Origin of the sequence: Amycolatopsis sp. BJA-103, from assembly GCF_002849735.1 — a bacterium.
GTDB lineage: Bacteria > Actinomycetota > Actinomycetes > Mycobacteriales > Pseudonocardiaceae > Amycolatopsis.
This window is the reverse complement of sequence record NZ_CP017780.1, coordinates 589,984-612,485: the sequence shown is the minus strand read 5'-3', so window position 1 is coordinate 612,485 and position 22,502 is coordinate 589,984. Positions and strand designations below refer to the sequence as shown.

At 70.2% G+C, this 22,502-nt stretch carries 15 protein-coding genes; 3 read left to right on the top strand and 12 right to left on the bottom strand.

Annotated features, from left to right (window positions below):
* Positions 1 to 277: 277 nt before the first annotated feature.
* The 10 genes from BKN51_RS02895 to eccD all read right to left on the bottom strand — a co-directional run bounded on the left by BKN51_RS02895 (position 278) and on the right by eccD (position 10,166).
* On the bottom strand, positions 278 to 1,378 hold the full coding sequence (locus BKN51_RS02895; protein ID WP_101606134.1) for a hypothetical protein: 1,101 nt from the start codon (positions 1,376 to 1,378) through the stop codon (positions 278 to 280).
* A gap of 26 nt (positions 1,379 to 1,404) precedes the next feature.
* A complete protein-coding gene (locus BKN51_RS02890) occupies positions 1,405 to 1,722 on the bottom strand; it encodes a hypothetical protein (RefSeq protein WP_101606133.1) in 318 nt (105 codons plus the stop codon).
* Between the two features lie 12 nt (positions 1,723 to 1,734).
* Positions 1,735 to 3,681: a hypothetical protein gene (locus BKN51_RS42930; protein WP_158255801.1), complete on the bottom strand. Its 1,947-nt coding sequence runs from the start codon at positions 3,679 to 3,681 to the stop codon at positions 1,735 to 1,737.
* 4 nt (positions 3,682 to 3,685) lie between these two features.
* Positions 3,686 to 4,060 (bottom strand): YbaB/EbfC family nucleoid-associated protein, encoded by a 375-nt coding sequence (locus tag BKN51_RS02880; RefSeq protein ID WP_101613017.1) that lies wholly within the window; start codon positions 4,058 to 4,060, stop codon positions 3,686 to 3,688.
* Complete coding sequence (locus tag BKN51_RS02875) at positions 4,035 to 6,143, bottom strand: hypothetical protein (protein ID WP_101606132.1); 2,109 nt, start codon at positions 6,141 to 6,143, stop codon at positions 4,035 to 4,037. The genes BKN51_RS02880 and BKN51_RS02875 overlap by 26 nt, the downstream gene beginning before the upstream one ends.
* 6 nt (positions 6,144 to 6,149) lie before the next feature.
* A complete protein-coding gene (locus tag BKN51_RS02870) occupies positions 6,150 to 6,575 on the bottom strand; it encodes a hypothetical protein (RefSeq protein ID WP_101606131.1) in 426 nt (141 codons plus the stop codon).
* Positions 6,576 to 6,607: 32 nt separating this feature from the next.
* A complete protein-coding gene (locus BKN51_RS02865; RefSeq protein ID WP_101606130.1) occupies positions 6,608 to 6,910 on the bottom strand; it encodes a WXG100 family type VII secretion target in 303 nt (100 codons plus the stop codon).
* A gap of 34 nt (positions 6,911 to 6,944) precedes the next feature.
* On the bottom strand, positions 6,945 to 7,283 hold the full coding sequence (locus tag BKN51_RS02860; RefSeq protein ID WP_101606129.1) for a WXG100 family type VII secretion target: 339 nt from the start codon (positions 7,281 to 7,283) through the stop codon (positions 6,945 to 6,947).
* 112 nt (positions 7,284 to 7,395) lie between these two features.
* A complete protein-coding gene (gene eccB / locus BKN51_RS02855; protein WP_101606128.1) occupies positions 7,396 to 8,790 on the bottom strand; it encodes a type VII secretion protein EccB in 1,395 nt (464 codons plus the stop codon).
* 2 nt (positions 8,791 to 8,792) lie between these two features.
* Entirely contained in the window at positions 8,793 to 10,166 is a 1,374-nt protein-coding gene (gene eccD / locus BKN51_RS02850) for a type VII secretion integral membrane protein EccD (RefSeq protein ID WP_101606127.1), read from the bottom strand.
* Between the two features lie 122 nt (positions 10,167 to 10,288).
* Between eccD and eccCa the strand changes: the two genes are divergently transcribed.
* Positions 10,289 to 14,260 (top strand): type VII secretion protein EccCa, encoded by a 3,972-nt coding sequence (gene eccCa / locus BKN51_RS02845; RefSeq protein ID WP_233224135.1) that lies wholly within the window; start codon positions 10,289 to 10,291, stop codon positions 14,258 to 14,260.
* A gap of 553 nt (positions 14,261 to 14,813) precedes the next feature.
* Here eccCa and BKN51_RS02835 read toward each other — a convergent pair.
* Positions 14,814 to 15,920 (bottom strand): S8 family serine peptidase, encoded by a 1,107-nt coding sequence (locus BKN51_RS02835; protein WP_233224134.1) that lies wholly within the window; start codon positions 15,918 to 15,920, stop codon positions 14,814 to 14,816.
* Positions 15,921 to 16,051: 131 nt separating this feature from the next.
* Between BKN51_RS02835 and BKN51_RS02830 the strand changes: the two genes are divergently transcribed.
* Positions 16,052 to 19,348, top strand: a complete 3,297-nt coding sequence (locus BKN51_RS02830) for a right-handed parallel beta-helix repeat-containing protein (RefSeq protein ID WP_101606123.1) — start codon at positions 16,052 to 16,054, stop codon at positions 19,346 to 19,348.
* Between the two features lie 74 nt (positions 19,349 to 19,422).
* On the top strand, positions 19,423 to 21,825 hold the full coding sequence (locus tag BKN51_RS02825) for an ATP-binding protein (RefSeq protein WP_101606122.1): 2,403 nt from the start codon (positions 19,423 to 19,425) through the stop codon (positions 21,823 to 21,825).
* Between the two features lies 1 nt (position 21,826).
* Here BKN51_RS02825 and BKN51_RS02820 read toward each other — a convergent pair whose 3' ends face one another.
* A complete protein-coding gene (locus BKN51_RS02820; protein ID WP_233224133.1) occupies positions 21,827 to 22,402 on the bottom strand; it encodes a sigma-70 family RNA polymerase sigma factor in 576 nt (191 codons plus the stop codon).
* Positions 22,403 to 22,502: the final 100 nt, after the last annotated feature.

The following is a 22,502-nucleotide window of genomic DNA, read 5'->3' as shown; positions in this document are numbered from 1 at the left end:
CGGATGCCAGTCGTTCCCCGAGTGTCCACAAGGGACACTCTCTGGCGGCTGCATGTCCGGTTGATAGCTGGATGTGCGGTTTGCCAGGGGGGTCGTGAGTGATAAAGAGGGTTAGAACGCGCCTTACCACTCACGACCCCTGTTGCAAAGCGTGCAGATGGGCATCAATCGGACACTCGATCGCCTGGAGGTGTCCACTGTGTACAGGCGGGATGCGGCAGGCAACCCGACCCACCACCTGCCGCACGCCTACCCGGGTCTGATCACGCGAGTGACGTCAAGCCTGGCACTTGGCCTTCACCGTCGCCGCCGCGTGGTGCGCGTAGGTCTTGTTCGAGCCCGACCAGTCCCGCCCCCGGTTCAGCAGCTGGACGGCCAGCTTCGCGCCGTTGATCCGGAAAGTGCCGACGCTCACCCACCGTCCGCGGTTCGCGATCTGGTCGACCTGGAACGTCCCGACCGGGGTGCCCTTCTCCACCGCGAACCGGTCGTAGACGCGGTAAACCGACGGGCTGCCCCCGACGGCGGTGAGGTCGCCGTTCGGGATGAACACCGAGACCGTGCAGGTTCCGGTGGTCACGGGGCCGGTGTTGAACGTCCACAGTCCGTACGCGCTGGGGTCGTCCTTGTTCGCGTCGCCGGACATCGGGATGGACGCGAACGACGTGCCGCAGCCGCCGTTCCCGTGGTTCACCCAGCCCGCCTTGCCGTCGCTGTACACCCCGACGCCGGTGAAGCCGGTGCCCCCACCGCATCCCTTGCCCGCCGTGCCCTCGTAGGACACCGTCTTGGCGGCCGCGGGCGGAGCAGGCGGACCTTGGCGCTGGGGCTGCTGCTGCGCCGGTCCCGGACCGCCACCCGCGGCCGGGGCGCCGGGAGCGGCCGGGCCGCCCGGGGTTCCCGCTTGGGCGGGCGCGCCCGCTTGGCCGACGGGGGCGCCGTCGGCCGTCTGACCGGGGAGCGCTTGACCGGGCTGGGCACCTGGCTGGATCCCGGGCAGGCCACCGGAATTGTCCGTGGGCGGGGCCGCGACGCCCGGCACGAATCCGCCGCCCGGCGGGAGATCCTGCGCGTATCCGGCGTCTTTCGTTCCGTCACCGGGGTTGTCGTCGCCAAGGAGCCCGCCGAAGGCCATCGGCAGGGCGACCAGCACGACACCGGCGACAGCCGCCGCGACGATCACCGGTTTGGGCATCCGGCCCGGCGCCGACCCTTCGGTCGCGGTGCTCGCGTCGACGACCGGGGGGACCGCGCCCGCGGCGACGGTCTCGGTGGCGGACGACGTCGATTCGTTGTCTGCCTTCGCTTCCGTGACGGCGGGTGCCGGTTCCGCCGCGGCGACCGCGACACCCGTGGACTGCTCTGCCTCCGTGGGCATGGTGTTCCCGCTTCCTTGATCTGTCACTAACGCTTGAGACCTTTGTGGACGTTCACGACGTTCGCGCTCTCGGCCGCGGCGAGCTGGGCGGCCATGCCCTTGGTCACGTTGGTCTGGTTCTCCACCACCGTGCTGATCGAGGTGAAGGCGCCCTCGATCTTCGCCGCCGGGGCGTGGAGATTGCCTTTGATCTCCTCACCCATCTCGTCGTCGCCGCAGGCTTCGAGCAGCAGATCGACGCGGTCCTGGCCGAGTTCGCAGATCTGGTACATCTTGGCCGCGATCGAGCTGTATCCCTCGGCGATGACCTCCATGGCCCTCGGGTCCGCGCTGAAGTTCGCCATGGTCTCCCGTCCTCATCCGGTGGTGGTGCCCGTGCCGTGCCCGGCAGCGGGTTTCTGGCCGAGCCCGAACGTGTAGTCGCGTTCCGGGTTCGTGCTCTGCTGGACGCCCGCCCGCGACCGGCGTCGGCGTCTGCCCAAGACGCCGGGTGCGACTGTCGGATCGGTGCCCCAGGTCTCCTCGTCCTCGGCGAGCCAGGTCGTCCGGTCGCGTTCGCCCTTCCCTTGGCCCGCACCGCCGGGACCACCGGCCGTCGGCGGGTAGAACGGCACGCCGTTGCCCGAGGTGCCCTTGGGACCGCCGAGCGGCCCCTGCCCCGCGGCGGGCGGAGTCACCGTTTTCCCGCCTGGCGACGGCACTTCCGGCGAAACACCGCTCCGGCCACCGCCGAGCGACCCGGGTCCACTGTGGAAGTTCGACTGCGGGTCGTACCTCGACATCGTGATCGGCAGGGAGTCCGGCGCGCGCAGCGGCGGCAACTGCGGAGGAGGCGTGCGCCGCAGCGACTTGAGATGCCGTTCCAGCGCCGACTCGCCGTTGTAGGTCTTCCGGACGCCCTCCGGCGGCGGATAAGGCTTGCGCAGCCGGTCTTTCTGCTCGAGATTCCCGGCTCCCCTCGGACCGATGATCTCGCCGTTGCCGCTCACCCGCGAACCCGGCGGGACGATGATCGGCCTGCCGTCGGGGCCCAGCACGGGTTTGCCGTCGGGGCCGATGACGACGCCGTCCGGACCGACGTACGAACCGGTCGGCACCTTCAGGAACGGGTTCGGCCCGCCGGGAACGGGAGGCGGCGGAGGAGGACCGGTCTTGATGAACGGCGGTGGAGGCGGCGGCGGTGCCGTGGACTTCTCGGTGACGACCGGCCCTTCGTCCTTGGCCGGGCCGTCTCCCCCGCCGGGGCCGGGCCCGCTGTCACCCGGGCCACCGTCGCCGGTGCCACCGCCACCACCGGAACCGCCGGAAAGATTCAGGTAGACCGGTGTCCGGATCTCCGGCAGGTATTGCCTGGCCGTCCAGTAGGCCGCCTCCAGCAGGCCGACCGCGCTGGCACCCCAGCTGTCCACCAAGACGAGATGCTCGCCCCAGACCCTCTTCGCCGCCAGTTCCAGCTTCTCCCGCGGTCCGGTCTCGCTGAACTTGCCACCGAGGATCTTGCTCGCCGGGGTGTTGTCCCCCACCGCGTCCGCGTAGTAGCTGTACGCCTCGTGGCTGTTGATGTCCTTGACCAGCGCGGGTGCCTGCCAGATCGCGCGGATCACCCCGACGGGGGTGGACAGGTCCCGTCCGGTCGCCGTGACCGGGAAACCCAGACCGGTGTCGTAGGTGAAGGAGTTGTCCCCCTCCCACATTTCGCGCCCGTCGTTGAGGTATCCGGCGAAGTGTTCCATCAGTTGCTTCGCGTCCCGCAGCGCGACCCAGGACGCGCGTTCCCTGCTCAGTTGCTCGATCAGGTTGACGCAGCGGTGGGTGAGCTTGTCCAGCACCGTCCAGAACGCTTCCGCCCCGGTGCCCTGGAAGTCGTCACCGCGGTGCCCGGTCTTGTCCCGCCAGGTCTGCAACGGATACAGCTGCTCGAACAGCAGATTCGCCGCCCCGCCCAGCGTGGTCGCCGCCCGTTCGAAAGTGGCCCTCTTGCCGATGTCGTTCGAATCGTCGCGCAACGAGTTCACGATCTTGTCGATGTTCGCCGAATACGTCGCCGCCAGCTCGGTCATTTCCGGGGTCGCGTCGGCGGTGGCGTAGTACGACGTGTACGCCGTCATGATCTCGGCGTGGAGCAGGTTCGTCGGCACCTTGTTGCTCGGGCCGCGGATATGCGTGTGGGTGCCCCAGGACAGCCAGGTCTTCTTGATGATGTCCTCACGCGAGGGCACGACGGGAAAGTTGGGTTCCGAGGAGAAGATGTTGAGCGCCTGCTCCCACACCCACGTCCGCGAATCCGGACCGCCCAGGATCACGGGATCAGTCCCTTCGCCTGCCGAAGACGTCCGACGGCGCCTCGTTCCAGAGCCCCGCGAACGCCTTGTCGACCTCGGTGTTGCCCGTCATCGCCGCACGGAGGTCGTCACGCTGGTCCATGAGCGGGCCGAAGACCTCCACCACCGTGTCCGCCATCTCCCGCCGGGCGCGGCCGAGGACGTCGACCAGGGTCCTGGCCAGTTGCTCGGGCGCCATGGAGCGGTACCTGGTGGTGTGGAACTTCATGCCCACCACGGTGTTCTGCGCGTCCACGGTCACGGTGACCAGGTGATCCGCGGAGGTCGCGGAAGTCGTCCGCGACGCGAGTTCGGCCTTCGCCGACTCGATCCGGTCACGCTGATCCTTCAGCGTGGCCATAGCCTGGTGAAGTTGATCCTCCAGCCAGTCGGCCATCGTTTCCTCCCTGTCCGTAGTTGGTCGGGCCGCCGGTCCCGCGTCCCGCGAGCCGCCTGCCGCGTCTGCGGGCACCGAGCACCGACGGCGGGAGCTTCGGGTCGGTGCCCCAGGTCTCCTCGTCCTCGGCGAGCCACGTCGTCCGGTCGCGTTCGCCCTTGTTCTGGTCCGCGCCCGCACCGGCGCCGCCCCCGCCGGCGGTGGGCGGGTAGAACGGCACGCCGCCCATCCCGGTCTGTGGCGCGCCGGTGCCTTGCTGGTTCTTGATCAGCGACGGGCCGCCCTCGGTCGTCACCGGTTTCCCGGGCGGCGACACGGTCGGCGCGGACTTGCCGTCGCCGCTCGAGCCGATCGACCCCACGTGCGGCGCCGAGCCCGATGATCCACTGTGGACACCCAGCGGACCGCCGGACGACATCGAGACCGACGAAGGCGCCCCGGACAGCAACGTCGGCATCGACGGGGCGTTGCTGCCGCGCAACGACTTCAAGTACTGGTCGAGCTCGTTCTGTGCGGGGCCGTCCTTCTTGACCGGCTCCGGCCTCGCCAGCCGGTCCTTCTCGGTGAGCTTGTCGCCCTTCGGACCCAGGATGTCGCCGTTCGGGCCGATCCGGGAACCCGGCGGCACGACGATCTGCCGTCCGAACGGATCGAGCAGCGGCTTCTTGTCCGGGCCGAGGACGACGCCGTCCGGCCCGATCGTCGAGCCCGTCGGCGCCTTCAGGTTGTCGTCCGGTTTCGGGCCGACGGGTGGCGGCTTGTTCGGATTGTTCGGGAACGGCGGGTTGTTCTTGTCGGTCGGTGGCGGCGGGACAGGCGCCTTGGGTCCCTTGGTGTCCTTGTTCCCCTTGTCGTCCTTGGTGGGATCCGGCACCTTCGGCGGCCCGTCCTTGGACCCGGGCGGCGGCTTCGGCGGCCCGTCCTTCGAACCGGGAGGCGGCGGGGGCGGAGTCTGCGACCCCGGCGGAGGCGGCGGGGCGGTCGATGGCGGCTTGTGGAGGTTGAGCCGCCTCGGTTCCCTGATCTGGGGCAGGAGAAGCGCCAGTTCGCTGTAGTTCGGGGGAAGGTCCTTCAGCACCGCCTGGGCGGCGACGTCCAGCGTCGTCGTCATGTGGTCGGTCCACAGTGCCTTCGCCGCGTCGATGAGCGCGTTCCAGAATTCGGGACTCCTGGCGTCCGCGCCGATGATGTCGCTCTTCGGGTAGCGGTCTTCGAAACCCCAATAGCTGTCGGTGGTCCTGTTCCGCTTCAGATCGGCGGTGAAGGCGTCACAGTTCCAGATCGCCGTCAGGCAGCCACCCGGCCAGGCCAGCTGGCTGCCCTTCACGTCGAACGTCCCGAACTTGGCGGTAGTGCAGGAAACCGGAGCGTCCGACATCCACTTGGCATAGCCCTCGTGGAGCTTGTCGAAAGCCCATCGAAGGCCGGCGGAGGCTTCGTTCGCGCCCGTGGTCTCGGGGTTGTCCTCCGGGCTTTTCGTCTTCAGCTGGTCAGGACGCGTTCCCAGCTGGCTCACCAGGTTGTCGCACCGGAAGATCACGCCGTCCAGGACCTCGCGGAACGCTCCGGCGCCGGTGCCCTGGAAGTCGTCGCCCTTCTTCCCGACCTTGTCCCGCCAGCCGCCCAGACCGGTGGACATCCCGCTGAGCAAGGTCTTCGTGCCGTTCAAGGCGTTGAACGCCTTGGTGAACGTCGACGGCTGCGCCACCGGATTGGTGTTGTAGTAGCCGTTCATGGAGTCGAGGATGTCGTTCATACCGCCGTAGTAGGCGGTCATCACCGGCCCGAACGCCTCGTAGTTCGCGCTGGCCACCGCCCAGAACTCTCTCGTGCTGGAGTAACTGTTGACGGTGTAGTCCCAGCCGCTCGGCCGGTAACCGTGGTAGTGCCGGGTGGACGACCAGACATCCCACTTGAGCCACTGCACGTCCATGACGGTCTCGCGAAGAGGCATCTTCTTGAGCTCACCCGACGGGCTGGTGCCGGTGAAGTTGTTGAGGACGTCCTCCCACGGCGTCTTCGTTCCTCCTGGAAGTCCGGAAGTCATCGCGGCTCAACTCCCCGCGGGCGGCGGGGCGGGAGTGGTCGTGAAGATCTCGCCGAGCTGGCTCATGTTCAGCTCGGTGGACAGTTTGAGGTTCTCGTCCTCGCCCTTCTCCGCGATGTCCACCACGTACGAGATGTTCTCGTTCAACGTGATCAGCTGCTTCCGGATCGCCTCGACCTGGTTGTACAACGACGGCGCCGTCCCGGCGGGGGAAGCCTCGTACTTCTCGATCAGCAACCTGGCGGGCTCCCACGCCTCGGAACCCGCCAGCAGCCGCCGTTTCCCGGCGGCGCTGGTCAAGGTCTGGGCCAGCTCCGCGACGTTCGGATCCTTCACCAGATCGTCGACCATCTTCTGCAGGACCTTGTCCTGGAAGTCCTTCAGAAAACCGGGGGTGATCTTGATGTCGCCGCTGTCCGGCTTGTCCGCCACGCCCTACTCCTTTCCCCGCGACCGGCCGGGACCTAGATTCCCTGGAACTTCGCCCCGATGTTCTGGTCCGTGCGCGTGTAGTTCTCGAAGGACATCGCCAGCGTCTGGTGGCCCTTCTTGAAACGGTTTTCCATGGCGCTGGTCGTGGCGTGCCACTTGCGCTGCAGGTCCGTGTAGGACGTCGCGCCCTGACCGAGCCAGGTGTCGGTCATCGGCTTGATGGACTTCTCCAGCTCGACCAGCGCGTTGTCGATCGCCTTGCTCAGCCCGACCATCCGCTCGGCAAGGTGCGGAAGGTTGCCGCTGACCGCGAAACCGTCGTAAGGGGTGGTCATGATCGTTTCCTCTCGGTACGGGGGATTACGCCGGTCAGGACAGTTCTTTGAGGACGCGGTCGCTTTCGCCGCCGAACGACGACAACGCGTACAGGTTGATCTCGTCCTCGGCGGTGTTCATCTGCTGGTCGCTCGCGCCGACCATTTCCTTGATCTCCGTGAGCAGCGCGAGAACCTGGACGTAATCGGTCTCCCACGCCTCGAGCTGGTTGAGGAAGGTCTGGGACGCCGCGCCCTGCCAGTCGTTCTTCAAGTCGGCCCGGACCGACGTCACGCCCCCGTGGATCCTCTTGCACTCGCTTTCGCAGTTCTCGATGGCCGAGAGGCCACCCTTCATGCCCGAGTCGGTCTTTTGGAAATGCGGCATGCTCATCGGTTGTCGTCCTTCCCGTGGTGTCGCTGACGCTCCAGGGCAAGCTCACCAACACCGGGCGCGGGAGACCATGCGGAACCACCGGCAGAAGTCGGGTCGCGGGTTCCTCCGGTCAAGAACCGCAGGCGGTGGCCGCGGGCAGGACCGCACCCCCGTCACGCAGCACGGACGGGTCCAGCGCGGCCCCGGTCGGCAGCAGGTTCAGCAGGGTCGTCGGCAAGCCCTTGGCACCGGAAGGTTCGAGGGCTAGCGCCTTGGCTCCTTCGGGAGGAACGGGATACTTCACGCCGGTGTCGGTCACGAGGAACAGCGCGTCGCCGGGCCTCCCCGACGCGGCCGTCGCCTTGACGAGGGCTCCGGAGCCCGGCCGCACGGCGATCCGGTCGACCCGCACACAAGGCGCGGCGACACCCGGCTGGCTGAACGGCGGCTGCCCGGCACCGGAAAGCCGGTCGGCGACCGCGACCTGCGTGCGTGGCGAGTCGCCGTCCGGGGTGACGAGCGCGCACAGAGCTTGTCCACTGTGGAGGGTGGTCGCCTTCGGCGGTTTCAGCGGTGGCGGCGGTTCGGACGGGGACAGATGCTCGCTGACCACCCGGCCGGGCAGCGACGCCACCGCGACCTCCCCGCCGCCGTAGGCGAGACGGCGGACCTCCGGGTCGACGGTCAGCAGCCGCGCGTCGAGCTCCGAGATCGGCCGGAGCCCGGACCGTGTGAGCACGTAGGGCTGAGCCGGCTCGCCCGCCACCGTGTACAGCCTGCCGACCGCGCCGAGGCCGGGCACCTCGGCGCCGAGGCCGTCGATCGCGGGCGGCCCGAAGTCCGGCCCGGCGGGCAGAGCGTCGAGCAGCGCCGATGACGCCTTCACCGGCTGCAGGACCCCGTCCAGCGCGTCGAGCGCTCCCCGCGCTGTCGTCACGCGATGACGTTTGCCCCGCCACAACAGGAAGTTCGCCCCGTCTTCGGTGACGACCACGACCGCGGCGTCGTCGCCGAGGGGGTTCGCGGTGACCCCGCCCACCCGCAAGGTGGCAGGCCCGGACTGGTCGCGGCCCGCCGCGGCGCACACCTCCCACGGGTCGGCCGCGAGTGACGGCAGCGAGTCGGGCGCGCCGATGATGCCCAGTGGATCACCGCGGGGCACGTCCTTCAGCGACGCTTCGGCGACGTGCTTCACGACGAGCTGCTTGCCCGCGACCAGTTTGGCCGAGGCGTAGTTGAGGACCGGCAGCAGTTTGCCGCCCGCGTACAGGAAGCGCGCGCCGGACGAGTCCGCGACGACGAGTGCGCCTTCCACCCGCCACGACTTGTTGCCGCCCGGTGAGACGAGGCCGAACACCAGCATGCCGAGGCAGGCGAGGACAGCGATCAGCACCCCGATGACACTGCCCCGGTACGTCCGCTGGAGCGGGCTCTCCGGCGCGTCCGGATCGACCCGCAGCAGCGCCGACGAGAGCCTGCCCTGCATGAACTTGTGCGCCTGGACCTGATCGGTCTTCGAGTTCACGATCAGCCCCCGAGACCGCGCATGAAGGCGAAGACGCCGAGCAGCCACAGTGCCAGCGGCAGCAACGAGACCGCCGCGAGGGTTTCCGCGAGATCCGCGAGCCTGCCCCACTGCGGCAGCATCCTCCGGCCGGGAAGCGTCCACCTGGCCACGATCAGCACGGCCGCGAGCAGGAACGCCCCCGCCACCATCGGCAGCGGGGTCGCCGCGTCCAGCTGCGAGGCGAGCAGCAGCCGCAGCACGCCGTAGACCCCGGGCACGATCACCGAGAGACGCTGCCACACGCTGCCCAGCGCACGGCCGTGCACCAGCAGCAGGGTGCTGAGCACGGCGGTGAACGTGGTGGCCTGCCACGAGCCGTCCCGCACCACGAATTCGATCGCGACGACGCAGGAGACACCGATCGCGGTGAACAGGGCGGTCACGAAGGAGTCCGCGATCCGGCCCTTGCCGACGACCTCGTCACCGGCGTGCGGTTCGAGTTCCTCCTGCAGTTCGCGGGCGCTGGTGGGCAGTCCCGGCAGCCGCAGCCCGGCCAGCCGGAAGGCGATCCGCGGCACGAACGCGCCAAGGAGCACGGCGACCACCGCGATGATCGTCGCCGACGCGGCGGCACTCGCGCCGCCGAGCATCAGCACCAGGCCACCGGAGGCGCACAGCAACCCGAGTGTGGCGACGGAGATGAACACCGGCGCGGCGCCCGCCACCGCGGCGAGCCCGAGCGCGGCTGCTCCCGCTCCCGCCACGCAGGCCGCGAGCAGCCGCGCGCCGGTGAGCACCGTGCCCTCCGGTCCACTGGGGACGATCGAGCCCGCGAGCCCGACGAACGGGACCGCGGCCAGTGCCAGCGCGAGCGCCGCCGTCGAGTCGCCGAGCGCACGGGCCGCGGTGGCCGAGCAGACCAGCAGGAAGACCGCCGCGGCACCGGCCGCCACCAGCGTCGGCCACGACGTCGGGGCCGACACCAGCAGTCCGAACGCGAACGCGACGAACGCCAGGACACAGCCGAGCATCGTCCAGCGCGTCGCCTGCGGGCTCCACGAATCGGCACGGCCGCGGGCCTCGGTGGACAGTCCGTCGATGATGTCGTCGAAGTGGACGGTCGGGAGCTGCTCGCGGCGGGGCCGCAGATGCACGGTCTCGCCGTCGCGCAGGTTCAGCGAGTCGACGGTGGATTCCTGGTCCAGCGGTGGATCCCCGAGCCGCTGCAGCGTCCAGCCGTCGTGGTCCACCCCCTCCTCCGCCAGCTCGCTGCCCGCGTGGCCGAGGATCGTCGGCATCAGGTCGATCAGGGGGATGTCCACCGGAACCGCCAGCTCGAAGCAGGCGGACGGGGCACGGACCCGGAGTTTGCACAGCCCTGAAGTGGTCGCCATGACATACGCCTTCGTTTCGGCGACCGACGCGCGGGATCACGAGTGAACCGTCGCGTGGTCGGATTTCGTCACCTCTTGTGGAGCCGCCACCACAGCGCGTCCGAGAGGGAAGGAATCCGGGCTTGAGTGTAATCACATTCCGCAAGGGGCCGCGACGGCCAGGACCGGAAATGCCCGAGGGCGAGCTGAGCATCCAGGAACCGCCGACGCTGCCCGAAGTCCAGCGCAGCGCCGGCGCGGTCATGATGTACCTGCCGATGGCGCTGTCGTCGACGGCGACCGTGCTGCTGTTCGTCCGGCCGGGCGAGAACGGCGCGTTCAGCTATCTGGCCGCCGGGCTGATGACGGTGTCGTCGATGGCCATGCTGGTCGGACAGCTCGGCCGCAGCGCGGGCGAACGCAAACAGAAACTCAACGACGCCCGCCGCGACTACCTCCGCTACCTGGCGCAGTCCCGGCGCAAGGTCCGTGAAGTGGTCGCCAGCCAGCGGGAAGCCCTCGCCTGGCGCCACCCCGATCCGACGTCGCTGTGGTCGCTGCCCGGCACGTCGCGGATGTGGGAACGCGACGCGCAGGACGAGGACTTCGGGGAGATCCGGATCGCGAGGGGCCCGCAGCGCCTCGCCTGGCGGCTGAACCCGTTGTCCTCCAAGCCCGTCGACGATCTGGAGCCGCTTTCGGCGCACGCGCTGCGCCGGTTCATCCACGCCTACGGCACCGTGGACGGCCAGCCGGTCGCCGTGTTCCTGCCGTCGTTCGCCCGGATCCTCGTGCGGGCGGAAGGCGAGGACCGCGAACCGGTCCGGGCGCTGGCGCGGGCGATGATCGCCCACCTCGCCGTCTTCCACTCCCCCGCGGAACTGCGGATCGTCGTGCTCACCTCGCCGGAACGGCGGGCGGCGTGGGAGTGGGTGAAATGGCTGCCGCACAACCTCCACCCCAGCGAGACCGACGGCGCGGGCGAGGCCCGGCTCGTCCTGGAATCGACCGCCGAGCTGGAAAACGCGCTCAGCGACGAGTTCGCGACCAGGCCGGGGTTCGATCCCGACGCGCTGCCGGACAGCCACGAACCGTGCGTGATGCTGTTCGTGGACGGCGCCACCGTGCCGCCCACGTCGAGGCTGGCCGGTGACGGCTACCGCAACACGACGCTCGTCGACCTCTCGTCCGCACTGTCCGAAAAGGACGATCAGCAGACACTGCGGCTCCGGCTCGAAGGCGGGATGCTCAAGCTGATCACGGTGGACCAGCACAACAAGGAGGTCGCGGGCGATCTCGGACGGCCGGACGGGATCGGCCTCAACACCGCGACGGCGCTGGCGATGCGGCTGGCGCCGTACCGGGTCGGCGCGCGGCAGCGGTCGGCCGAACCGATGACCGCCAACTTCGACCTGACCGCCATGCTGGGCATCGCCGACATCCAGACCTACGACGTCGCCGCGGGGTGGGCCGCGAAACGGCCCGGCGGCAGGCTCCGCGTACCGCTGGGCGTCGGCCCGACCGGCGCCCCGGTCGATCTCGACATCAAGGAATCCGCCCAGTCGGGCATGGGCCCGCACGGCATGCTGATCGGCGCGACCGGATCCGGGAAGTCGGAACTGCTGCGGACCCTGGTGCTGGCGCTCGCCCTGACGCATTCCTCGGAGATCCTGAACTTCGTCCTGGTGGACTTCAAGGGTGGCGCGACGTTCCTCGGCCTGGACGGCCTGCCGCACACCTCCGCGGTGATCACCAACCTCGCCGACGAGGCCGCACTGGTCGGCCGGATGCGCGAGGCGCTCAACGGCGAACTGGTGCGACGGCAGGAACTTCTGCGCAAGGCGGGCAACTACAGCTCCGCGCTGGACTACGAACGCGCGCGGGCCAACGGGACCCCGCTCGATCCGCTGCCCACGCTTTTCCTGGTGGTGGACGAATTCAGCGAGCTGCTCTCGGCGCACCGCGACTTCATGGACCTGTTCATCATGATCGGCAGGCTCGGCCGGTCGCTGGGCGTGCATCTGCTGCTCGCCTCCCAGCGGCTCGACGAAAGCCGGATCCACCAGCTGGAATCGCATCTGTCCTACCGGATCGGCCTGCGGACGTTCTCCGCGATGGAGAGCCGGGGCGTGCTGGGCGTGCCGGACGCGTACCAGCTCCCGTCCGATCCGGGCAACGGTTTCCTCAAGAGCGGCACCGCGGCGCTGGACCGGTTCAAGGCGGCCTACGTCTCCGGTCCGCACCGGGTGGTGCGCCGGAACGTGGAACAGGCCGTTGTCGCACAACAGATCGTGCCGTTCACCTCGACGTTCACCGCCCGCCGCGAGCCCGAGCCCGAACCGGTCCCGGTGCCCGAAGCCGAGCCGGAAGGCGCGGTGCAAAGCCTGCTGGAACTGGCCGTCGACAGGCTCCGCGACAGCGGTCCCCCGGCACACCAGGTCTGGCTGCCGCCGCTGGACGCGCCCGGCTCGCTGGACGAACTGCTGCCGTCGCTGGTGGAAACCGCCGAACGCGGCCTCAGCGCGGAAGCCTGGTCCGGCCGCGGCGCGCTGACCGTGCCGATCGGTCTGGTGGATCGGCCGTTCGAGCAGACGAGGGATCCGCTGCTGGTCGATCTGGCCGGCAGCGACGGTCACGTCGCCATCGTCGGCGGGCCGCAGAGCGGCAAGAGCACGGCCCTGCGGACCCTGATCACCTCGCTCGCGTTGACGCACACCCCGGCCGAGGTCCAGTTCTACTGCCTCGACTTCGGCGGCGGAACGCTGTCGAGCCTGCGGAAACTGCCGCATGTCGGCGGGGTGACCGGACGGCTGGACGTCGAGCGCATCCACCGCACCATCGGTGAGGTCACCGCGCTGCTGACGCGCCGGGAGCGGTTCTTCACCGACCACGACATCGACTCGATGACCACCTACCGGCGCAAACGGGCGGCGGGCGAGTTCGCGGATCAGCGGCACGGCGACGTGTTCCTGGTGGTGGACGGCTGGTCCACCATCCGGCAGGACTTCATGGATCTGCTGCCGACGTTCGTCGAACTGGCCTCGCGCGGGCTCAACTACGGCATCCACCTGATGCTGGCGTCGAGCCGGTGGAGCGAGATCATCAGCGCCGTCCGGGACCTGGTCGGCACCCAGCTCGAACTGCGGCTCGGCGACCCGGTCGACTCGGTGATCAACATGCGCGCCGCGGCGACCGTCCCGAAGATCCCCGGCCGCGGCCTCACCGACAAGGAACTGCACTTCCTCACCGCCCTGCCGTCGATCGACGGGGTGGCGGGCGACGTCTCCGAGCACGTCGAGACCCTGGTGAGCCGGATCGCGGCGGGGTGGACGGGCCCGTCCGCTCCCCCGGTCCGGATGCTGCCGGTGGTCCTGGACCGGGCCGAACTGCCCGAGCCGGACGCGGACGTGCGGCTCGCCCTCGGCCTCGACGACCAGCGTCTCGAACCGCTGTGGCACGACTTCGAGGACAACCCGCACCTGATGGTCGTCGGGGACGTGGAATCCGGGAAGACGAACCTGCTGCGACTGGTGATCGACGGCATCACCCAGCGATACGGCCCGCAGGAGGCGCGGATCATCACCGTGGACTACCGCCGCGGCCTGTACGACGCCGTCCCGCAGGAATACCGGCTGGGTTACGCGGTGTCCGGTGACTCGGTGGCGGAGATGATCGACGGCGTCGCCCGCGCGGTGCAGACCCGGATCCCGGGCCCGGACATCACCCCGGCCCGCCTGCGCCTGCGCGACTGGTGGACCGGACCGCAGGTGTTCGTGGTGATCGACGACTACGACATGGTCGCGTCGTCGTCGAACGCGCTGTTCCAGCAACTGTTCGATCCGCTGGCGCAAGGGAACGCGCTCGGCCTGCACCTGATCGTGGCCCGGGGCGCCAACGGCATCGGCCGCGGCGCCAACGATCCGCTGCTGCGGCGGCTCACCGAGGTCAACACCCCGGTGATGCTCCTGTCGTGCCCGCTGTCGGAAGGCATGGTGTTCGGCGAAGTCCGGCCGCGCGTGCTCACTCCCGGGCGGGCGCAGTACGTCACGCGGCGCGGGACGACCGTGGTGCAGACCGCGCTTTCCGCGCACGAATCGGAGCTCGTCACGAAATGACCGGCTCGCCCTCCCCCGCCGCGACCCCCGGCAGCGGTGGAGGGTCACCCCGGCGGCTGCCCCAGCCGCCGACGCGGAGCCCCGGGACCGGTCCTGCCCCCGGGGCTCCGCCCCTTTCCCGACGCGGGCGCGCAACTGGCCCTGAAGTACGTGAAGGACCCCTTTCCTACCCTGAAGGTAGTGAAGGAGTCCTTCACGGACTGCCGGTGTGATCCCTGGTGGCGCGGTCCTTGCGACTCGCCCAACCGCCCGCCACCTCCGCATCATTGTCCTGAAGGCCCCCTTTGAGACGGTCAACGTCTCAAAGGGGGCCTTCAGGACACGGGGAAACGTCGCGGTCGCCCGGTTCTCGCGCGACTGCTTCGAGGTCGATGCCCCCAATGTGGCATTGGAGGCGCTGAGCGTCTCCAATGCCACATTGGGGACACGGCACCGTTCGGCGCAGGACCACCTGGACCGCCTCGGTACCCGGCCCTGAAGTACGTGAAGGACCCCTTCCTTGCGTCTAGCGCAAGGAAGGGGTCCTTCACGTACTAGACAGCAGCAGTCACCGTTAGCGGCCGGCTCGCCACCCGCGCCGCCGCCCCCGCGGCACCACGACGGCCGCCGCCCCCAACAGACACACCGCCACCAAAACCCCGCCCACCACAGCGAAAGCGCTCTGCCGCACCGGCGCGACGTCGGGCAGCGGCAGCACGGCGACCGGCTCACGATGCACAGTCGCGGCCCCGTCGGTCGTCGCGGCCGACGTCAGGGCGGCGAGCGGGTCGAGCACGGGGCCACCGGCCTGCGGCGAAGCGGTGTCGCGCAGCCGCCGGGCGAGGTCGGACGCCGTCACTTCTCCCCGGTAAGACCGGATCAGCGCCGCCGCGGCGGCCACGTGCGCGGCGGCGAACGCGGGGCCCGCGCCGACGACCTGGCCACCGCCGGGTCCCTTGCCCACCACCAGGTTTCCCGGTGCGGCAAGGGCTCCCGGTACCGGCGTGCCCTTCCCGTCCGGGCCGAGGGCGGTCACCGCGAGCACTCCGGGGAACGCCGCCGGATAGTACGGGCCGGGCGGGACGTCGCGTGCCGTGGTGAGGTCCCGTCCGGCCGCCGCGACGACCAGCGCGCCCGCGGCGATCGCCCGGTCGACGGCTTGGCGCAGCACCGGATCCGCCTCCGTGACGGCCGCCGCGACGCAGATGATCCGCACCCCCGCGCCGACGGCCGCGTCGAGCGCGCCGGCGATGCCCGCCGCGGTCGCGGCACCGAACTTGTCGGTACCCCGCAGCGCCAGCACCCGCGCGCCGGGTGCGAGCCCGGAGATCCCGGACGACGAGGGCGCGGCGATCAGGCTCGCGACGACGGTGCCGTGCCCGACGCAGTCCGTCCCGGCCTCACCGGCCGCGTCGGCGGGCAGCACCGACGTGTCGACGCCGGTGTCCACCACGGCCACGGTCACGCCCGCGCCGGTGGAGAGCGACCACAGGCGGTCCGCGCCGAGATACGGGAGCTGCCACGGCGCCGACGGGATCTTCTTGCCCGACGGGGCGGTGCACGGCTGCCCGGCCCGCAACGTCTGCGGGATCTGCGGGAGCTCCGTGTCCTGCGCGGCCGCGAGGCCACCGTTCGCCAGCAGGACGAGCGTCGCGCACGCCACGGTCAGGTGTCGCCTCATCGTCCCAGTCCAGCACGCGCGGCCGCGGCCGAACACGAAGAAGCACCGGCAGTTTCCCCGCCGAGTGAACCGCAGGAGACCTCCACCGCGTTGTCACCGGTGGAGCCCGCAGAACGACGAGGGGAGCGCTCGTGTCACGGCACGTGCTCACAGTGGACCGCGATCAGGGGTATCGCACCATTTCGGCAGCGCTGCAGGACGCGCGCAACGGCACGGTGATCTCCGTGCTTCCCGGCCGCTACGACGAATCGCTGGTGGTCACGAAGGTGGTCACCATCGCCGCGAGCGACGTGCGCGGCAGCGTGGAGATCGTGGCGCGCAACGGCAGCGCGGTGCAACTCAACGCCGAAGCGGTGAAACTCACCGGGCTCGTGCTGCGCGGTCAGCACGAGGAACTGCCCACGGTCGACGTCGCGCGCGGCCAGGCCGCGGTGGAGGACTGCGAGATCATCGGCGCCGCCTGGACCGCGGTGCTGGCCCGCAGTTCGGGCTCGCTCGCGATGCGCGGCTGCCGCGTCACCAATCCCGGCGGCGCGGGGATCGTGGTCACCTCGCCCGCGCCCAGCACGATCGAGGACTGCGTCGTCGAACACGTGCAGACCTCCGCCGTGGTGATCGCCGAACGCGGCAACCCCACGGTCCGCGACTGCACCCTGAGGCACGCCAAGGGCAACGGCGTCTGCGCCAACGGACAGGCGCAGGGCACCATCCAGCACTGCGACATCTCCGCCACCGACAGGCCGGGGATCGCGCTCGAAGAAGACAGCGCGACGAAGGTGCTCGACACCACCGTCCGCGACAGCACGAGCGGCGTCTACGTCAGCACCCATTCCTCCCCCGTGCTCGAAGAATGCCGCATCACCAACACCACCGGCGACGGGATCACCGTCGCCGACGGCGCCGATCCCCTGCTGCGCCGCTGCCGCACGGCCAAGACCGGCGGGGCCGGGGTGCGGGTCACCGGCCGGTCTCGCGGCACCTTCGAGGACTGCGAGGTGGCCGACGCGACCGGCGCGGGCATCCACGTCGACGAGGCGAGCGGCCCGTCGTTCCACCGCATGGCCGTCCGCGGCGGCTCGTCGGCGGGCCTGCTGCTCACCGACGGCGCGACGGCCGAGTTCGACCGGCTGGAGGTCCATGACGTCGCGGGCGACGGCGTCCGGGTCGAGGCTGCGGCCAATCCGCTTCTCCGCCGGGCGACGCTGAACGGCTGCCGCGGCAACGGCGTCGAGGTCACCGGCAACGGCCGCGGCCGACTCGAAGACTGCGAGATCCGCGACGCCAAGAAGGCCGGCCTGAGCGTCTCCGAAGGCGGAAGTCCTTACGTCAGCACGCTCCGCGTGTTCCAGGCGGGACAATCCGGTGTCCTGATCGGACCGGGCGGCGTCGGCTCGCTCCGGGACTGCGAGATCATCGACGCGGGCGAAGACGGAGTGGCGGTGCGCGACGGCGGCGAACTGACGTTGTCCCGGTCCACGGTCCGGCGTTCCCGGGGCCACGGCGTGCAGGTGGACGCCGGTGCGCGGGCGAAGCTGACGGCCGACGACCTCAGCGGCAACCGCCGCGACGGCGTCCGGATCGAGTCCTCCGACGCGGTGAGCGTGGTGGACTGCACCGCGTCCGACAACACCGGGGGCGGCCTGCGCGTCACCGTGCCCAGCGCCCGGCTGTCGGTGGAAAACCTGACCAGCAACGGCAACGGTGCCCCGGACACCGACGGGAGCACGGCGAGCACGGTCGAGGTCGCCGGGGCCGAAGCGGCGGACGCGGCGCCGCAGAACGCCGAAGACGAGGGCGCGCCGCTCGCGAAACTGGAGGCGCTGGTCGGCCTCAGCGGCGTCAAACATCAGGTCAAGACCCTGGTGAACCTCAACAAGATGGCCCGCAGGCGCGAACAGGCGGGCATGGTCGCGCCGCCGACCAGCAGGCATCTCATCTTCGCCGGGCCGCCCGGCACCGGTAAGACGACCGTCGCCCGGCTCTACGGCAGCATCCTCGCCGAGCTCGGCGTGCTGCGCGACGGACACCTGGTCGAGGTCGCCAGGGCCGATCTGGTCGCCCAGATCGTCGGCGGGACGGCGATCAAGACCACCGAGACCTTCACCAAGGCGCTGGGCGGCGTGCTGTTCATCGACGAGGCGTACACGCTGACGGCGCAGGGCAAGGGCAGCGGACCGGACTTCGGCAAGGAAGCCGTCGACACCCTGGTCAAGCTGATGGAAGACCACCGCGACGAGCTCGTGGTGGTCGCCGCGGGCTACTCGCCGGAGATGACCGCGTTCCTGCAGTCCAACCCCGGCCTGGCGTCCCGGTTCACACGGACCATCGAGTTCGAGAACTACGCCACCGACGAACTGGTGACGATCGTCGAGCGGATGTGCACCGCCCACCAGTACCAGGTGCCCGAGGACACCAGGAACGCCCTGTCCGTCCACTTCGGACGGATGGAACGCGGTGACGACTTCGGCAACGGGCGCACCGCGCGCAAGGTGTTCGAGGAGATGGTGGACCAGCAGGCCTTCCGCCTCGCGAGCGAACCGGACGCCGACGACCAGAGCCTTTCGCTCCTGCTCCCCGCCGACGTCCCCGGTGGCGTGGCGGAGAACGCGGGCCACGGTGACGACGACGCGCTGACGGCGTTGCGGACGCGGCTCGACTCGATGATCGGCCTGGCCGGGGTGAAGGACGCGATCAACGATCTGGTGAACCTGATCGCCACCGCCCGGCAACGGCGCCAGGCCGGCCTGCCGGTCCCCGCGATCAGCAACCACCTGGTGTTCGCCGGCGCGCCGGGTACCGGCAAGACCACCGTGGCGAGGCTCTACGGCGAACTGCTCGCCGCGCTGGGCGTGCTGCGCAAGGGACATCTGGTCGAGGTCGCGCGGGCCGATCTGGTCGGGCGCTACGTCGGGCACACCGCGCATCTGACCAGGGAGGCGTTCGAAAGCGCGCGTGGCGGCGTGCTGTTCATCGACGAGGCGTACGCCCTCACCCCGGAGGGCGCCACGGGCGGCGACTTCGGGCAGGAAGCCGTCGACACCCTGGTCAAGCTGATGGAAGACCACCGGGACGACACGGTGGTGATCGTCGCGGGCTACTCCGCGGAGATGCGGAAGTTCCTCGCCTCGAACACCGGTCTCGCCTCCCGCTTCTCCCGGCACATCGAGTTCGAGAACTACAGCACCGACGATCTGGTGACCATCGTGCACCGGATGGCGCTGACGAACGGCTACGAGTGCGCCCCGGAGACGGTCATCGCGCTGCGGCGGCATTTCGCGGACGTGGACCGCGGCGAAGCGTTCGGCAACGCCCGTTATGCCCGCCAGGTGATGGAGATCATGATGACCCGCCAGGCCGGACGGCTCAGCACTTCAGGCGCTCCCACCGTCGCCGACCTGCGGTTGCTGTCCCCCGCAGATCTCCCCTGACCCCCTTTCGGCGACGCCGCGCCATGGCAGGATGACCGCCATCGGCACGGCGTCGCTGAGAGGGGTTCGACTGCGTGGGTACGACCGCGTTCGGTGACTTCCTGCGCTTCTACCGGCTGCGCGTCCCCCTGACCCAGGAAGAGCTCGCCGAGCGGACCGGGATCAGCGTGCGCAGCATCAGCGACATGGAACGCGGGCGCGTCCGCAGCCCCCAGCGGCGCACCGCGGAACTGCTGGTCGAAGGACTCGGCCTGGCGGGCAAGGAAGCCGCCGACTTCGGCGATCTGGCCCGTTCCGGCCGCCGGTCGCCGTCCCCGCCGGAGACCGCGGCGCCGGAGAGCGAACCCGAAAGCCCCAGGGCTTTCGTCGCCGTCCTCCCGCCCGATCTCACCGAGCTGACCGGGCGGGAAGCCGAACAGCGGATCCTCGACGACATCGCGCAGGCCGCCGAATCCTCGTCCCGGCTGCAGGTCGCGGTGCTCCACGGCCTGCCTGGCGCGGGCAAGACCGCGCTCGCCGTGGACGCCGGGCACCGGCTCGCCCGGCACTTCGGCGACGGCTGCCTGTTCCTCGACCTGCGCGGCATGGATCTCGAACCGCTCGCCCCGGAACGGGCCGTGCACCGGCTGTTGCGCGGATTCGGCGTGGACGAACGCCAGCTGCCGAACGATCCCGAAGACCGGCTCGCCCTCTACCGTTCCCTGCTGCACGACCGCGACGTGCTGCTCATCCTCGACAACGCCGCCAACGAGGCCCAGGTGCGCCCGTTGCTGGCCGCCAGTCCCGGCTCGATGGTGCTGGTGACGAGCCGGAACACGATGGCGGGGCTCGACGCGCGGCACCGGATCTCCCTCGGCTCGCTGTCCGAAGACGAGTCGGTGGAACTGCTCGGCGTGATCGCGGGCCCGCGACGGCTGGCGGGCGAACCGGACGCGGCGCGGCGGGTGGCGAAGCTCTGCGGCGGTGTGCCGCTCGCGTTGCTCATCGCCGGGAACCGGCTGGCCAGCCGGTTCCAGTGGACGATCGCGCATCTCGCCGACCAGCTGGAGAACGAACGGCGGCGGCTGTCCGTGCTCACCGCGGGCGACCTCCAGGTCCGCGCCGCCTTCGAACTCTCCTACCGCCACTTGACCCCCGAAGTCGCCAAGGTGTTCCGGCTGCTCGCGCTGGTGCCCGGTTCGGACACCTCCGTCGAGCTCGCCGCGGTGGCCTCCGGACAGCCGGTGGACGAGGTCGAAGCGGCGCTGGAGAAGCTGGCCGAAGCCAGCCTTCTCGGCTTCAGCGGCACGCCCGGCCGGTACACCAGCCATGACCTGCTGCGCGTCTACGCCATGGAACGGCTCGAAACCGCCGAGCGGGCCGAGGACGTGCACGCCGCCGGGGAACGCGTCCGGAAGTGGCTGCTCACGGTGGCGACGAAAGCGGCGCAGTTCTTCGACCACGACCGGCCGGAGGTGACGGTCACCGTCGACGGTCCCGATCCCGTGCGGGACCGGGATTCCGCGGCGCGATGGCTGGCGCGGGAGCAGACCCACTGGCGTGGCGCGCTGCGCGCGGCCGTCGGACGGGGTGAGCACCGCCGGGTCCTCGATCTGGCCGAAGCGATGCACTGGTACTCGGATCTGCGCGGAACCGGCGATCTGTGGCTCGAGGTCTTCCGGGGCGGCGCGGCGGCGGCGCGGGCGCTGGGTGACGTCAAGTCGGTGGCCGAGCAGCTGAACTACGTGTCTTGGGCGCTCTACGCGCTTTGCGGGGAATCACGGGAGGCGCTGGCCGCGCACAAGCTGGCGGTGGCGGCGGCGAACGAGGCAGGCGACATCGTGACGGAGGCGTGGTCGCTGTACTACGGCTCGGCCATCACCCGGCGGCTCGGCTCGCCCCGCGAGGCCGCGCGGGTCGGCAGGCGGGCGGTGGAACTGTTCGAGCAGGCGGGTTATCCGAACGGGCACAATCTGGCGCTGTCCCTGCTAGGCAGCATGCTGCACACCCTCGGCGAGTTCGACGAGGCCGTGGCCGTGCAACGGCGGAGCGAGGCCTACTACCGGGGTTCGGCCACCGCGCCGGGCAACGACGAGCTGCTGTCCATGGTGCTGACCAGGCTCGCCGACAGCCTGGCGGCGAGCGGGGACGTGGCGAGCGCGCTGGAACTGCTCGAAGAAGCCGAGTCGTTGTTCCGCAAACACGACGCGATGTTCGGGGTGGCACGGACACAGCACCTTCGCGGACGGGTCCTGTCCAGGGCCGGGCGGCTGGAGGAAGCCGAAGAACAGCTGGTGGCCGCCCTCGCCGAGGAACGCCGGTCCGAAACGAAGATCGAGATCATGGTCGAACTGGCCGACCTCGCCGACTCCGGCGCCAAACCCGAGGAAGCCCGTCGTCACCGGGTGCGCGCCCTCGCCGAATGCGCCAGGTACGAGACTCCCCACGCCAGGAGCCTGGCCCGGAAACTGGCCACCACACTCGGCGTCGCCGTCTGAGTCACCATCCGGCGGCCGTGACACCGCTGCAGGCCAGCACCTCCGTCATCGCGATCCTCGCGTGGTGCACCCGCGATTTGACCGTGCCGACCGGCACCCCGATGCTCACGGCCGCGCGCTGCCGCGTGCGGTCGTGCCGGTAGACCTGTTCGAGGGCTTCACGCTGCATCGGCGTCAGCTGGGCCAGCACTTCTTCGACGACGCAGCGTTCGACGACCTCGTCGGCGAAGTCGGTACCGCCCGGCAGCAGATCGAAGTCGTCGTCGCCGAACACCACCGGGCGGGCGTTGTCGCGGCGGGACCAGTCCACGATGAGGTTGCGCGCGACGGTGAACAGCCAGGCGCGGACCGAACCGCCCTTCCCGGCGAGGGTCTCGCTGTTGCGCCAGGCCCGGAACAGGCATTCCTGCACGATGTCCTCGGCCCGGTGCGGGTCGGTGGGCAGCAGGCGGCGGGTGAACCGCAGCAGATGCTCCCGGTGCTCGGTGTGCAAGGACGCGAGGAAGACGTCGCCGTCGGCAGGCGACGGTGCCCGGTCCGCCAGCGCGGTCACCCGGGTGACACGGTTGCTCGCCACGCTGACCTCCCTGTTATCGACGGCTTTTGCCCGGCTCAATTCCACCTTCCGGCCCGCCCGGCGACCATGAGGAAGGACCGGCAGAAGTGACGCACCGGGG